We start from the raw sequence: 14,268 nt of genomic DNA on the forward strand, positions 1-14,268 counted from the left end.
TGCCGGGGATGGCCTATCGTGCCGCCGGCGGCAAGACAACCGGGTTCAGCTTTCCAGCGACGCCTGCCGCGCCTCTTCCAGAATCCAGTCGCGGAACGCGGCGATGCGCGGATCGTCGGCCGCGGCGGTCGGGTAGGCCAGATGATAGGCGAATTCCGGCCTGACCTTGATGCCTAGGTCGAAGGGCCGCACCAGTCGTCCTTCGGACAAGTCGTTGGCGACCATGGAGAAATCGCAGAGCGCCACCACGCTGCCCTCGATCGCCGCCTGGATGACATAGGACGAGGAGGCGAACAGCACGCAGCGGCTGTCGTCGAAATCCTCGACGCCGGCGGCCGCCATCCACATTCGCCAATTCGGCCAGGTGACGCCCTGGCGCGACCATTCGATATGGACCAGCGTGTGGCGCAGCAAGTCGCGCGGCACTTTCAGGGGCGGGCCGGATTTCAGCAGGCGCGGGCTGCAGACCGGAAAGATCACATTGTCGAAAAGCCTATGCGTGGTGACGCCCGGATATTTTCCCATGCCGAAGCGGATCGCGACGTCCACATCGTCGTGATCGAAATCGCGCAGATCGTAGGAGATGTCGAAGCGCAAGTCCATGTCCGGCCATCTTGCCCGGAACCGGTCGAGCCGCGGCACCATCCATTTGGAAGCAAACGTCCCGTCCATGGTAAGCTTGAGGTGCGTCAAGCCGCGCGACAGCTTTTTCGCCCGGGCAACGGCCTTGGCGAGCCCTTCAAGCGCCTCGACCGCCGCCTCGTGAAAAACCGCGCCCGCCTCGGTCAGGCGGATGCTGCGACTGCTGCGGACGAACAGCGCCATGCCGAGTTGATCCTCGGTCTCCTTGATCTGGTGGCTGACCGCAGCCGGCGTCAGTCCTAGCTCCTCGGCCGCGCGCGAAAAATTCAGGTGGCGGCTGGCCGCGTCGAACACCTTCAGCGCACGGGTTCCGGGGATGTGCAGCGTCATGGCATCTTCAAAGGAAATTTATAGATCGAACAAATATTGCTCGTTTTTCGTTTTCGTTTCAACGGCGTATTTTGAGGCTAGATAATAGCCTCTGAAAGGTTTTTGAGATGTCCGCCTTCACCATCGCTGCCAACCGACGCCGGGATACCCGGCTGTCGTCGCTGGCGCTGCGCCTGCTGGAATCCTTGCACGCGGCGATCTCGCGGCATCAGGCGATCGACGAACTGGCCAAGCTGTCCGACCACGACCTGCAAGACGTAGGGCTGGAGCGCCGCGACATCGCCGCGCGGATCGACATGGAAATGAGCCGGATCAGCCTGCGGGCGCTTGGGCGCTAGGAATTTGAGCGAGAGATCGGGTTAAAACACCGTGTGGGCAGCGGACTGCCATCCGGGCGCTCGTCGATCATCCCGACAGGGGCCCCGGCACCTACGAGGAGGTAGGCTGGTGCCGGAGGAGATCTGCCTTTTTCCGGGCGAACTGGGGTTCGGTCGGAGACAACTCGGCAGCTTTTAAGAAGGATGCCTTAGACCGTTCCCTGTCTCCGATCCGCTCAAGGGCGATACCAAGGTTGAAATGCGTCCTAGCAACGTTTGGTGCGATCTCAATGCTCTGGCGGTGCAGATCAACCGCCTCTGTCAAAAGCCCAAGCGTTCCGAAACAACTCGCCAGCGCATGCCGAAAGAGCATGTGTTTCGGCTTCAAGGCCACGGCGGCAGACAAATGCGGCAGCGCCTCGCCGGCTTTTCCGGCCTTTACCAGAGACCAGCCTACAAGGTATTGACAATAATCAGATTGATGAAAAACTGATAGAGCGTTCCTACCGATTGTTGCCGCTGAATTCCAATTTTCTTCTTTCACTTCATAAAAACTTCGAAGAAAAAGCTCAGGAAACTCTTTGTGTTGCAGCAGGCACCCACTCGCAGATAGCTTAGAGAAGGGCTTATTTGAAATAAACTCATTCAAGTGCGTTAGCATAATCCCGATCTCCAGCAAGTATACTGCCACAGCGTGCTCGACATGCCGAAGCGTTGTAATTTTGACGTGGGGCACGTCCGGAATTTTACTCGCACAGTATATGTCTCCCGGCTCCATTTCGCCGTAAAAGAAAAAAGTCGGTGCCGGCGATCTCGCGATATGATTGGACAGGTCGGGATGGATCACCTTGGTCGCGGGATGCATCAGTTTTTTGCTGCGGCTGTGCGGCAGTCTCAGAATGGTTGATGGTGCATAAGCAAGGACACGGGCGCCCAACAACGTACCGTAGAGGGTTGCTCCATACGCCCCCATGGAACTCCCGCATGTGTAGATTTCGGATGCTCCGAGAAATTCCGCCCACTTGCGGATCGTGGCTGCGGTTTCCTCGATGGACGATCCCAACCCAGGCACCCCTGCCTGATAATATTCGTCTCTGGGGCCATTGTTTATGAACAGCCGGTGGCAGTCGAGTTTGTTACCGTTCTTCCAGAAGTCGAATGCTCCCGCCCGGGTGCCCGCGGCGGAAAAAAAGACAATCAGCTTCGACGACGCAGGGTGACTCACGACTTCAAAGGTGTCGCTTTTGAAGGCAGTTGGTGGCCGGCGCGCTACATCCATACTCTCAATCCCCGCTTGTCGAGGACGCAACCTAGCGATGAAGGCCCGCAGCTTCAATGCAAAGCTGATCAGCCCGCAGGCATGGGACGGTAATATGTTTTCTTTTTGTTCCAAAATTCATTTCCGCTAAACTGAGTTTCCGATTCGGGTCAACGGCTAACTTTCCACTGAAAATTTTGGACTGTGAATCCGGTGCATCGAAGCCCGATAGTTCACATTGACTAAACGCGTTCTGGTAACCGGAAGCCAAGCGGGATTTGAGGCAGGACGATATGGCAGAGGCAGCACGCAAATTCGCAACGGCGGAAGCGCCGCTCTATCGCGAGGCGCCGAACAACATCGAGGCGGAGCAGGCGCTGCTCGGGGCGATCCTCGTCAACAACGACGCATTCTACCGCGTCTCGGATTTTCTGAAATCCGCGCATTTTAACGAGCCGCTGCACCGCAAGATCTTCGAAGTAGCCGGCGAACTGATCCGGATGGGCAAGATGGCCAATCCGGTGACCATGAAGACGTTCCTGCCGGCCGACGAAAAGGTCGGCGACATGACCGTCATGCACTATCTGGCGAGGCTGGCGGCGGAGGCAGTGACGATCATCAACGCCTCTGACTACGGCCGTGCCATATACGACCTCGCCACGCGCCGGGCGTTGATCACCGTCGGCGAGGACATGGTCAACATCGCCTATGACGCGCCGGTCGACATGTCGCCGCAGGAGCAGATCGAGGATGCCGAGCGGCGGCTGTTCGAGCTGGCCGAGACCGGCCGCTACGATGGCGGCTTCGAGAGTTTTTCCGACGCCATCAAGACGGCGATCGACATGGCCAGTGCCGCCTACATGCGCGACGGCCACCTGTCCGGTATCGCAACGGGAATGCGCGACCTGGACAATCGGATGGGCGGCCTGCAACCGTCCGACCTCATCGTGCTGGCCGGACGCCCAGGCATGGGCAAGACCTCGCTGGTCACCAACATCGCCTTCAACGTCGCCCACGCCTACGAGCCGGCGCAGCAGGCCGACGGCTCGTTCAAGGCAAAGAATGGCGGCGTGGTCGGCTTCTTCTCCCTGGAAATGTCGTCCGAACAGCTCGCCACCCGTATCATTTCCGAGCAGGCGGAGGTGCCCTCCTCCAAGATTCGCCGCGGCGACCTGACCGAGGCCGATTTCGAAAAACTGGTCAGTTGCACGCAGATGCTGCAGAAAATTCCGCTGTTCATCGATTCGACCGGCGGCATTTCCATCGCCCAGCTCGCGGCGAGGGCGCGGCGGCTGAAACGTCAGCGCGGGCTGGACGTGATCGTCATCGACTACATCCAGTTGATGACCGGATCGTCGAAACGCGCCAGCGAGAACCGCGTGCAGGAGATCACCGAGATCACCACCGGACTGAAAGCGCTTGCCAAGGAACTCGCCGTGCCGATCATCGCGCTGTCGCAGTTGTCTCGCCAGGTGGAAAGCCGCGAGGACAAGCGGCCGCAGCTCTCGGACCTGCGCGAATCCGGCTCGATCGAGCAGGACGCCGACGTGGTTATCTTCGTCTACCGCGAGGAATATTACCTCAAGAACAAGGAACCGAAGCCCGGCACCGACGAATACATCAAATGGGAAGGCGCAATGAACGAGGCGCGCGGCAAGGCCGAGGTGATCGTGGCCAAGCAGCGCCACGGACCCACCGGAACCGTTGGGCTGGGCTTTCAGGGCGAGTTCACGCGCTTTTTCGACCTTGCGGAGGATTCTCATTTGCCGGAGCGGTACGAGTGATCCGCACGATCGATGGGAATTTTCCGCAAATCATGCAATATATGAAAATCATGCAATATATGTAAGACGCATAAGATGCATGAAAGGACGCGGATATGATCAAGGTCAGCTCGGCGGAATTCCAGCGCAACATCGGCCGCTATCAGGATATGGCCATGACGCAGCCGGTTTTCGTCACGCGGAACGGGCGGGAACGCACGGTAACTGTTTCGGTCGAGGAGTATCGTAGGCTCAAGCGGCGGGATCGGCAGGTGCTTCGGCTCGAGGATTTCACCGAAGAGATGATCGCTGCAATAGAGGCCAGCGAGCCGTCGCCGGAAGCCGAAGCCTTCAATCATGAATACAAAGGCTGATTTTGGCGACCCTTCCGAAGCCGATCCCAGGATTGGTCATTCGTTACAGCTATCTATGGGCCAACGAATATGACGTCGGCCGGGAGGAGGGTCGCAAGGACAGGCCTTGCGCCATAATCGTGGCCCTGGAGACCCACGAAGGTGCGACGTCCGTCGTCGTGTTGCCGATATCGCATGCTCCACCCGCCGATGGCACATCCACGATCGAGATCCCATCGGACACCAAACGCCGTCTGGGTCTGGACGACGAGCGCTCCTGGGTTGTTCTTTCCGAAGCCAACCAATTCGTCTGGCCCGGTTTTGACCTGCGTTTCTCAAGACCGGGCGACGCATCGAGCGTCGCCTACGGGGAACTGCCCGCGAATTTCTTCCGCGATCTGCGCGCTGCATTCGTCAAGGCACTTCGCGAGAAACGCATCCGTCTGGTCTCCAGGACGCAATAAACAATGGCCAAATCCCGCGTCCAGTTCATCTGCCAGGCTTGCGGCAACGTCACGTCGCGCTGGGCGGGCAAGTGCGAAGCCTGCGGCGAGTGGAACACGCTGGTCGAGGAAGGTACCGCCGGCGGCATCGGCAGCGGGCCGGCGTCGATGCGCTCGACGCGCAAGGGCCGCGCCGTGGTGCTGACCTCGCTTTCCGGCGAGATCGAGGACGCGCCGCGCATCGCGAGCGGCATTTCCGAACTCGACCGAGCCACCGGAGGCGGTTTTGTCCGTGGATCGGCGCTGCTGGTCGGCGGCGATCCGGGCATCGGCAAGTCGACGCTGCTCACCCAGGCGGCGGCGGCGCTCGCCCGGCAGGGGCACCGAATCGTCTATGTCTCGGGCGAAGAGGCTGTGGCGCAGATCAGGCTGCGCGCCCAGCGCCTCGGCGTGGCAAATTCATCGGTCGAACTCGCCGCCGAGACCAATGTCGAGGACATATTGGCAACGATCGCCGACGGCAAGCGGCCGGACCTGGTGATCCTCGATTCGATCCAGACGCTGTGGACCGACGCCGCCGAATCGGCACCGGGCACCGTCACCCAAGTGCGCGCGGCGGCGCAGACGCTGATCCGCTACGCCAAGTCGACTGGGGCGGCGATCGTGCTGGTCGGCCATGTCACCAAGGAGGGCCAGATCGCAGGCCCGCGCGTCGTCGAGCACATGGTGGACGCCGTGCTCTACTTCGAAGGCGAAGGCGGGCACCACTATCGCATCCTGCGCACGGTGAAGAACCGATTCGGCCCGACCGACGAGATCGGCGTCTTCGAAATGTCCGACAAGGGGCTGCGCGAGGTGTCCAACCCCTCCGAACTCTTCCTCGGCGAACGGCACGCGGCGGCGCCCGGAGCGGCTGTATTTGCCGGGATCGAGGGTACGCGGCCCGTGCTGGTCGAAATCCAGGCGCTGGTCGCTCCTACCTCGCTCGGCACGCCGCGCCGCGCCGTGGTCGGCTGGGACGGGGCGCGGCTGGCCATGGTGCTGGCCGTTCTTGAGGCGCATTGCGGCGTGCGCTTCGGCACGCATGACGTCTATCTGAATGTAGCCGGGGGCTACCGGATTTCGGAGCCGGCCGCCGATCTGGCGGTTGCGGCGGCCCTCGTCTCGTCCCTTACCGGCCTTGCCCTTCCCGCCGATTGCGTCTATTTCGGCGAAATCAGCCTTTCGGGTGCGATCAGGCCGGTTGCGCATGCGCAGCAGCGTCTGAAGGAAGCGGAAAAGCTGGGCTTTGGACAGGCGGTCCTGCCGCGCGGCAGCGAGGAACTGGGCAACGGCACGGGTGCTGCCTCGTTCCAGCCGGCGACGTTGACGGACCTTGTGGTCCGGATTGCCGGTTCGCTCAGGCGCGACGCGGACGACTGATCGGAAGCGGGCGGCGCGACGGGCCATGAAGTGGGGATTGAATGCCGATAACGCTGCTTGACGGAATCCTCGTCGGCTTTACGCTGGTTTCCGCGATGCTCGCCATGGTCCGCGGCTTTTCGCGCGAGGTGCTGTCGATCGTCTCCTGGGCCGCGGCAGCCGCGGCGGCGTATTTCTTCTACAAGCCGGTGCTGCCCTACGTTCAGCCCTATATCGACAACGACCAGATCGCCATGGCTGCCGCCGCCGGCATCGTGTTCGTCGTGGCGCTGATCATCGTCTCTCTGATCACCATGAAGATCGCCGACCTGATCATCGATTCGCGCATTGGGGCGCTCGACCGGACGCTGGGTTTCCTCTACGGCGCGGCGCGTGGCGTTCTGGTCGTCGCCGTGGCGCTGCTTCTGTTCAACTGGCTGGTCGGCAGCCAGCAGCCGCCATCGGTCGCCAACGCCAAGTCGCGGCCGATGCTGGAAAGCATCGGCAAATGGCTTGAAAGCATGTTGCCGGAGAATCCGGAGGGTTCGATCCTCAAGAAGATCGTCCCAGGCGAGGCGGAGCCTGACGCGCAGCAGCCGGACGCGCCCGCCGCTGACGCACCGCCGGCCGAACCGGCACCGGAGGCGCCCCCGGCCGATACGGCGCCCGCCGGGCAGCCGCCGGCGGAGACGCCGCCGGCAAACAATTGACGTGACGGAGCGGGGCCGCGTTCATGCGGCCCTTTCCGTATCAGCGGCCCGTATTCCCATCTCGATCGGCTGGCAGGATATCGCTGTGCCGCTGACTGGCCCTTGCGACGGCAAGGCCTCCAGCTTCTTGTTAAGCTTTCCCTTTGTGCGCTGCGATAAAATGCCAGTGGCATTACCGGGGACGTTGCCCTATATGACGGTTTTCCGACAGCAAGGTGGCGTTCCCCCGATGGCAGACGCATCCAGTTCCCTCGCCGCCGAGGCCGATGATCATTTTCACGATGAGTGCGGCGTGTTCGGTATCCTCGGCAGGCAGGATGCGGCGGCGATCGTCACGCTCGGCCTGCACGCGCTCCAGCATCGCGGCCAGGAAGCGGCGGGCATCGTCTCTTTCGACGGCACGCAATTCCATGTCGAGCGCCATGTCGGCCTGATCGGCGACACCTTCACCAAGCAGTCCGTCATCGACCGCCTGCCCGGAACCCGCGCCATCGGGCATACTCGTTACGCCACCACCGGCGGTTCTGGCCTGCGCAACGTGCAGCCCTTCTTCGCCGAACTCGCCGAGGGCGGGCTGGCCATCGCCCATAACGGCAACATCACCAATGCGATGACCGTGCAGCGGGTGCTGCAGAAGCAGGGTTCGATCTTCTCGTCCACCTCCGACACTGAGACGATCCTGCATCTCGTCGCCACCAGCAAGGAGCGCGACACCAATTCGCGCTTCATCGACGCAATCCGCCAGCTCGAAGGCGCCTTTTCACTAGTGGCGCTGACCGCCAAGAAGATGATCGGCTGCCGCGATCCGCTCGGCATCCGGCCGCTTGTGCTGGGCGACCTCGACGGCGCCTGGATCCTCGCTTCCGAGACCTGCGCGCTGGACATCATCGGCGCGCGTTTCGTGCGCGACCTGAAACCCGGCGAGATGGTGGTCGTCACCTCGAAAGGCATCGAGAGCATTTTTCCGTTCGAGCCGCAGAAATCGCGATTCTGCGTGTTCGAATATGTCTATTTCGCCCGCCCGGATTCTTCCGTGGAAGGCCGTAACGTCTACGACGTGCGGAAACGCATCGGCGCCGAACTGGCGCGCGAGAATCCGGTCGAGGCCGATATCGTCGTACCGGTGCCGGATTCCGGCACGCCGGCCGCGATCGGCTTCAGCCAGGAAGCCGGCATCCCGTTCGAGCTCGGCATCATCCGCAACCATTATGTCGGCCGCACCTTCATCTCGCCGGGCGATTCGATCCGCCATATGGGCGTGAAACTGAAGCACAACGCCAACCGCAAGATGATCGAAGGCAAGCGCGTGGTGCTGGTCGACGATTCGATCGTGCGCGGCACCACCAGCCAGAAGATCGTGCAGATGGTGCGCGACGCCGGTGCCAGGGAAGTGCATATGCGCATCGCCTCCCCGCCGACGCGCGCCTCCTGCTTCTATGGCGTGGACACGCCGGAGAAAGCGAAGCTGCTGGCCTCGCGCATGTCGGTGGAGGAGATGGCGAGTTTCATCCGCGTCGATTCACTCGGCTTCCTGTCGCTGGACGGGCTCTACCGGGCGGTCGGTGAACCCGGCCGCGACAACGACCAGCCGCAATTCTGCGACGCCTGTTTCTCCAACCAGTATCCGACGCGCCTCCTCGACTTCGAAGGCCACGACAATGTGCGGACCTTGTCGCTGCTGGCGACGGGCGGGCAATAATCGATCAAATCGGCGCCGACGTTCGCTGCCGGCGCCGTACGATGCGCAGGCCGACTTACATGGCCATCTTTTCGCATTCCTTGGCCGCTTCCGCGGAAGAGGTGTCGACCATATAGGCCTTGCCGTCAGCGCCAGTCATGATCATGACGCAATGATCCAGCGGCTTCGCCATTTTCATGGCCTGATCCATCATTTTCTGGTCCGACATCATCATCGTGCCCATGTGGCCGTCCGGCATGATGGTCACAACCTCGCCTCCCTGCATCATCTTCATCATGCCCATGGCATCGGTCTTCATGGCGTCCTGCGCAAGGCCGGGCAGCGCGCTCGAAGTGATGAGCAGGAGCGCAAGCGATGTGGTTCTGATCATGGAATTGTCCTCCGGTTGGTCGGCGCTGCGGCAGGCAGGGCCCAACGAGAGGTTCGCTCGGGTTAGTCTGGCGTTACCGGATCACCGAATCGTGAGGCCAGAGTCGGGTTCCGCGTTGAAGCCTTGGTCAGGTGGCCCAAGGCTGCCAGACGCCGAGGCGCGGGACCGTCAAGCGCTCGCCCGGCCCGTGAACCGCCGCGTAGAGCAGGCCGGCCAAGAAGGTAAAATGGTCGACGAAGAAGCCGAATTCCGCCTGGTTGCCTTGCCAATGCGACGGGCCGTGGAAGGCGAAGGCGAGGAAAATCACATAGACGCCGGCCAGTAGCGCGGCTTCCGAGAAGAACGCCCCGGTCAGAAAGGCCAGCACGAGCGCCACTTCGAAGATGGCAGCCAGCCAGGCGAGAAGCAGCGGGAACGGAAAGCCGGCGGCGGCGATGTAGCCTGCGGTGCCTTCCATGCCGGCAAACTTGAACGCGGCCGCCATCGCGAAGACCCCGGCGAAAATCAACCTTGCCACCAGAATTGCTACTGTCCTGCCCATGCGTTCGATCCTTCGATGATGCTGACGAGCCAAGGACGCAGGATGGCACCGCTTTCCGACATGCCTCTTGCAAATTCGCGTCTCGACCTGAACACGGGAGGACGGCTTCAAGGTTCGGGGTTTCGCCTGCCACAGATTCGTCCTATCTGGTGCCGCCTGTCCCGCTCGAACCGGATGCCTGCATGTCCCCTGCCCTCGACCTCTCCGGCCGTATCGCCCTCGTCACCGGCGCCTCGCGCGGCATCGGCTATTTCACCGCGAAACATCTGGCGGCGGCCGGCGCGCATGTGATTGCGGTCGCCCGTTCGGTCGGCGGGCTCGAGGAGCTCGACGACGAGATCAAGGCGGCGGGCGGCCAGGCGACGCTGGTCCCGTTGGACATCACCGACATGCCGGGCATTGATCGCCTGGGAGCGGCCATCCATGAGCGCTGGGGCAAGCTCGACATCCTGGTCGCCAATGCGGCCATCCTCGGCGTCATCTCGCCGATCGGTCATGTCGAGGCAAAGACCTTCGAGAAGGTGATGACGGTCAACGTCACCGCGACGTGGCGGCTGATCCGCTCGGTGGACCCGTTGCTGCGCGCCTCGGATGCCGGCCGCGCGGTGATCCTGACGTCCAGCCTTGCACACAGCGCGCGCGCCTTCTGGGCGCCCTACGCCGCATCGAAGGCGGCGGTCGAGGCGCTGGCACGCTCCTGGGCGCATGAGACGGAAAACATGCCGCTCAGGGTCAATTGCTTCGATCCCGGCGCCACCCGCACCGCCATGCGCGCGCAAGCCGTGCCAGGCGAAGACCCGATGAGCCTGCCCCATCCATCAGATGTGGCGAAAAAGATCCTGCCCCTGACCGGTCCCGGTTTTGCCGGCACCGGTCTGATCTACCAGTCGAAATTCGACAGATTGCTACGCTACAAGAACCCCGAGCCCGTATAGCTTCCGTCTGCGCCAATCCTACCCGCGGTCTGGTGCAGCGCAATGAACGCGACCACCCTTATAGGCTGATGCCGTCTCGACCCGCAATCGCGGTGTCGCTCCGGTGCCTCCATGGCGAATGCAACAATCGTCGATCCTGCAGACCGTGTGCTGCTCGGCATCCTGCTGACCAGCGTCGCCTATGCTCTGTTTTCCGCGCAGGACGCGGCGATCAAGCTCCTGGTGGCCGGCATATCGGTCTGGCAGGTGATGTTTTTCCGCAGCGTCGTCGTGCTGGCCGGCTGCCTGGCCAGCGGGGGCACCCCGCTGTTTCGCGACGCCATCCGTTCACCCATCGTCAAGCCGATGCTGCTGCGCAGCGTGCTCACCTTGTCGGCTTGGCTCTGCTACTACACGGCCGCGAAATATCTGCAGCTCGCCGAGATGACGACCATTTATTTCGCCGCGCCGGTGATCGTCACGACACTCTCCGTCCTCATCCTGGGCGAGCAGGTGCCGCTGCTGCGCTGGGGTTCGGTGTTGCTGGGCTTCATAGGCGTCTTCATCGCCTGCGATCCGGCAAAGCTCGGCATCACAATGCCGATCCTGCTGGTGCTGGCGGCTGCCTTCCTCTGGGCGCTGGCGATCGTGCTTCTGCGCAAGATCGCGCAGCAGGAACGGACGATCGTCCAGCTTGTCCTTAACAATTTGTTCTTCCTGGTCGCAGCCGGTGTGCCGATGGTCTTCGTCTGGCAGACGCCGTCCCTCTACCAGTTCGTGCTGCTGCTTACGGTCGGCGTGCTAGGCGGCGCTGCGCAACTTGCCCTGTTCGATGGCATGAAGCGGGCGGCGGCTTCCGTCATCGCCCCATTCGAATACACGTCGCTGGTCTGGGCGTTCGTTTTCGGCTACCTGATCTGGAACGATGTGCCGCGTCCGGAGGTGTTCGTCGGTGCCGCCATCATCGTTTTCGCAGGCCTGATCGTGATTGGCGGCGAACATTTTCGCAAGCGTGCCTGAATGGAATGGGGCGCCGTCAAAAATATCCGAAAAAATATCTATCGCCGATGGAACAAACCTTCCCAATCAACGTTTGGGGGCAGACGGGCAATCCCCCTTATGCCCACCCCCCGCCCGTCATCCCTTAAAGCCAGCCTCGCGGCTGGCTTTTCTTTTGGGTTGGCGCAGCCTTTTGGCCCGCTCGCGCATTGACGCTGATGACGGATCGACTACCCTTCCGGCGCGGTACCCTGTGAAGGGTGACGGCTCTATGGCGGGTTGGGAGGCGCGGCATGATCCTGACTGGCGTTGTTGTTGGCGTGATCGCCGCCGCTTACATCGCGGCGAGCTTGTCGATTATGGTTCGCCTCGGCGTTTCTTTGCGTCAGGCGCTTCTCTACCTGCCGCTAAAGCTCTTCTACCGCATCGACGATCGGCGTATCCGGCTTGCCCGCGAGGCAGAGACGCCTGTCATCTATGTGGTTACTCACCAGTCACGGCTCGATCCAGCGCTGATGCTGTCGCTGTTGCCGGACGACACGCTGCATATCCTCGATGAGGACTCGGCGAAGGCGATCTGGCTGGAGCCCTGGCGTGAACTGGCAAGGACGATCGCCTTCAATGCCGAGCACGTCTTCGTCAGCCGCAGGCTGGTGCGCGTCCTGAAACGCAAGGGCCGGATCGCGGTCTATCTGCCGGAGAACGTCGAGCCGGACACGCGCGACTTCCGCCTCTATCGCGCCGTCTCGCGGATCGCGCTGCAGGGAGACGCGCGCATCGTGCCGGTGATTATCGACGGATCGCGTCATCTTCCCTTCTCGCTGGTCGACGACGACCAGGCGCCGCGGCGTCTGCTGCCGAAATTACGCATCGGCACGCTCGAACCGCTGACCATCAATGAGATGACGGCGCGCGCCGGCGCGGCGACCACCACCGGTTCCAACGCGCTCTTCGACCGCATGGCAGAAGCGCGTAGCGTCACCGCCTTCTCGCGCCGCACCCTTTTCCAGGCGGTTCGCTCGGCCGCCAGACGCTTCGGCGTCGACCGGCAGATCGTCGAGGACGCGGTCAGCGGCACGCTCACCTACCGGCAATTGCTGATGGCGGCGCGCATCTTCGCCGGCCGCTTTGCCCGCATGACCGCACCCGGCGAGGCAGTTGGGCTGCTTCTGCCAAATTCCAACAGCATCGCCATTTCACTATTGGGTCTGATGTCGGCTGGCCGCACCGCCGCGATGATCAACTATACGGCGGGGCCGGCGAACGTAACCTCGGCGGTGCGCACCGCCTTGATCCGTACCATCATCTCGTCGCGCGCCTTCATCGAGAAGGCCGGACTGGAGGACATCGTCGAGGCCGCGAAGGCCGGCGGGGCGCGGCTGGTCTGGGCGGAAGACATCCGCGACGGCATCACCGGCTTCGACCGGCTGGTGGCTGCATCATGCTGGCAGAGCCCGGTCAGCAGCCAGGACCCCGCCGCGCCGGCCCTGATCATGTTCACCTCCGGCTCCGAAGGCGCGCCGAAGGCGGTGGTGCTGTCGCACCAGAACCTTATCTCCAATGCAATGCAGGTCGAGGCACGGCTGGCCATCGGGCCACGCGACTTCCTGATGAACGTGCTGCCCGTATTCCATTCCTTCGGCCTGCTCGGCGGGCTGATCCTCCCCCTGCTCACCGGCGTGCGCACCCTGCTCTACCCGTCGCCGTTGCACTACAAGCAAATCCCGCAGGTCGCGGCGAAACGCCGTCCGACCATCCTGTTCAGCACCGACACCTTCCTGTCCGCTTATGCCAAGGCGGCGGATGACGACGATTTCGTCAGCCTGCGCTTCGCGGTGGCCGGCGCCGAGCCGTTGCGGGCCGAAACGCGGCGCGTGTGGAAGGAACGCTTCGGCACCCGGTTGCTCGAAGGGTTCGGGCTGACCGAGGCAGCACCTGTGGTCGCCGTGAGTACGGGAACGCATAATCGCGAGGCTTCGGTCGGGCGCCTGCTGCCCGGCGTGCGCGTGCGGCTCGAGCCGGTCGAAGGCATAACCGACGGCGGCCGCCTCTGGATCAGAGGGCCGAACGTCATGATGGGGTACATGTCGGCCGACAAGCCGGGCGTTCTGCGGGAATTGCCCGAAGGCTGGCACGACACCGGCGACATCGTCTCCTTCGACCGCGAAGGCTTCATCACCATACGCGGGCGCGCCAAGCGTTTCGCCAAGATCGCCGGCGAAATGGTGTCGCTCGGCGCGGTGGAAATGTTGGTGCAGTCGCTGTGGCCGGAGCATCGGCACGCGGTCGTCGCGGTGCCGGACAAAAGGCGTGGCGAGCGCATCGTGCTGGTCACCACCGCGGCGGAGGCGGACGCCGCCGCGCTTCGCCGCGCCGGCAAGGAGGCCGGCCTCGCCGAACTGGCGGTGCCCCAAGACATCGTCAAGGCCGATGAAATCCCGATCCTGGGGACCGGTAAGATCGACTATCCGTCGACCCGGCGGCTGGCGATCGACCGGCTGGGTCTCGCGGCCGCCGCCTGAGAGCAA

General features: G+C 62.7%; 14 protein-coding genes. 10 read left to right on the forward strand and 4 right to left on the reverse strand.

Going from position 1 to position 14,268, the window contains the following annotated elements; all coding sequences use genetic code 11:
• Positions 1 to 45: 45 nt before the first annotated feature.
• On the reverse strand, positions 46 to 972 hold the full coding sequence (gcvA, locus tag ABMA59_RS16360) for a transcriptional regulator GcvA (RefSeq protein WP_349006444.1): 927 nt from the start codon (positions 970 to 972) through the stop codon (positions 46 to 48).
• A gap of 107 nt (positions 973 to 1,079) precedes the next feature.
• Here gcvA and ABMA59_RS16365 point away from each other — a divergent pair, with 107 nt between their 5' ends.
• On the forward strand, positions 1,080 to 1,310 hold the full coding sequence (locus ABMA59_RS16365) for a YjiS-like domain-containing protein (protein WP_349006445.1): 231 nt from the start codon (positions 1,080 to 1,082) through the stop codon (positions 1,308 to 1,310).
• A 91-nt stretch (positions 1,311 to 1,401) separates the two neighbouring features.
• Here ABMA59_RS16365 and ABMA59_RS16370 read toward each other — a convergent pair whose 3' ends face one another.
• On the reverse strand, positions 1,402 to 2,682 hold the full coding sequence (locus ABMA59_RS16370) for a tetratricopeptide repeat protein (protein ID WP_349006446.1): 1,281 nt from the start codon (positions 2,680 to 2,682) through the stop codon (positions 1,402 to 1,404).
• 158 nt (positions 2,683 to 2,840) lie between these two features.
• On the opposite strand from ABMA59_RS16370, the gene ABMA59_RS16375 reads away from it, so the two are divergent.
• The 6 genes from ABMA59_RS16375 (at position 2,841) to purF (ending at position 8,916) form a co-directional block, all read left to right on the forward strand.
• Complete coding sequence (locus ABMA59_RS16375; RefSeq protein ID WP_349006447.1) at positions 2,841 to 4,331, forward strand: replicative DNA helicase; 1,491 nt, start codon at positions 2,841 to 2,843, stop codon at positions 4,329 to 4,331.
• 95 nt (positions 4,332 to 4,426) lie between these two features.
• The gene (locus tag ABMA59_RS16380; protein ID WP_349006448.1) at positions 4,427 to 4,684 is read left to right on the forward strand and encodes a type II toxin-antitoxin system Phd/YefM family antitoxin; all 258 of its coding nucleotides are present in this window, start codon (positions 4,427 to 4,429) and stop codon (positions 4,682 to 4,684) included.
• Positions 4,685 to 4,803: 119 nt separating this feature from the next.
• On the forward strand, positions 4,804 to 5,127 hold the full coding sequence (locus tag ABMA59_RS16385) for a hypothetical protein (protein ID WP_349006449.1): 324 nt from the start codon (positions 4,804 to 4,806) through the stop codon (positions 5,125 to 5,127).
• Positions 5,128 to 5,130: 3 nt separating this feature from the next.
• Entirely contained in the window at positions 5,131 to 6,528 is a 1,398-nt protein-coding gene (gene radA, locus ABMA59_RS16390) for a DNA repair protein RadA (RefSeq protein WP_349006450.1), read from the forward strand.
• Between the two features lie 41 nt (positions 6,529 to 6,569).
• On the forward strand, positions 6,570 to 7,217 hold the full coding sequence (locus tag ABMA59_RS16395) for a CvpA family protein (protein ID WP_349006451.1): 648 nt from the start codon (positions 6,570 to 6,572) through the stop codon (positions 7,215 to 7,217).
• 229 nt (positions 7,218 to 7,446) lie between these two features.
• The gene (gene purF / locus ABMA59_RS16400) at positions 7,447 to 8,916 is read left to right on the forward strand and encodes an amidophosphoribosyltransferase (RefSeq protein WP_349006452.1); all 1,470 of its coding nucleotides are present in this window, start codon (positions 7,447 to 7,449) and stop codon (positions 8,914 to 8,916) included.
• 55 nt (positions 8,917 to 8,971) lie between these two features.
• On the opposite strand, the gene ABMA59_RS16405 is transcribed toward purF, so the two are convergent.
• Positions 8,972 to 9,286, reverse strand: coding sequence for a hypothetical protein (locus ABMA59_RS16405; protein WP_349006453.1), 315 nt, complete (start codon positions 9,284 to 9,286; stop codon positions 8,972 to 8,974).
• 127 nt (positions 9,287 to 9,413) lie between these two features.
• Positions 9,414 to 9,827: a DoxX family protein gene (locus ABMA59_RS16410; RefSeq protein WP_349006454.1), complete on the reverse strand. Its 414-nt coding sequence runs from the start codon at positions 9,825 to 9,827 to the stop codon at positions 9,414 to 9,416.
• Positions 9,828 to 10,009: 182 nt separating this feature from the next.
• On the opposite strand from ABMA59_RS16410, the gene ABMA59_RS16415 reads away from it, so the two are divergent.
• From ABMA59_RS16415 to ABMA59_RS16425, 3 genes are all read left to right on the forward strand, one after another.
• Positions 10,010 to 10,762, forward strand: coding sequence for an SDR family NAD(P)-dependent oxidoreductase (locus ABMA59_RS16415; protein ID WP_349006455.1), 753 nt, complete (start codon positions 10,010 to 10,012; stop codon positions 10,760 to 10,762).
• A 111-nt stretch (positions 10,763 to 10,873) separates the two neighbouring features.
• Positions 10,874 to 11,761, forward strand: coding sequence for a DMT family transporter (locus ABMA59_RS16420; protein WP_349006456.1), 888 nt, complete (start codon positions 10,874 to 10,876; stop codon positions 11,759 to 11,761).
• Positions 11,762 to 12,033: 272 nt separating this feature from the next.
• Complete coding sequence (locus tag ABMA59_RS16425) at positions 12,034 to 14,262, forward strand: AMP-binding protein (protein ID WP_349006457.1); 2,229 nt, start codon at positions 12,034 to 12,036, stop codon at positions 14,260 to 14,262.
• The last annotated feature ends 6 nt before the right edge of the window (positions 14,263 to 14,268 follow it).

The organism is Mesorhizobium yinganensis (genome assembly GCF_040081985.1).
GTDB classification, from domain to species: domain Bacteria; phylum Pseudomonadota; class Alphaproteobacteria; order Rhizobiales; family Rhizobiaceae; genus Kumtagia; species Kumtagia yinganensis.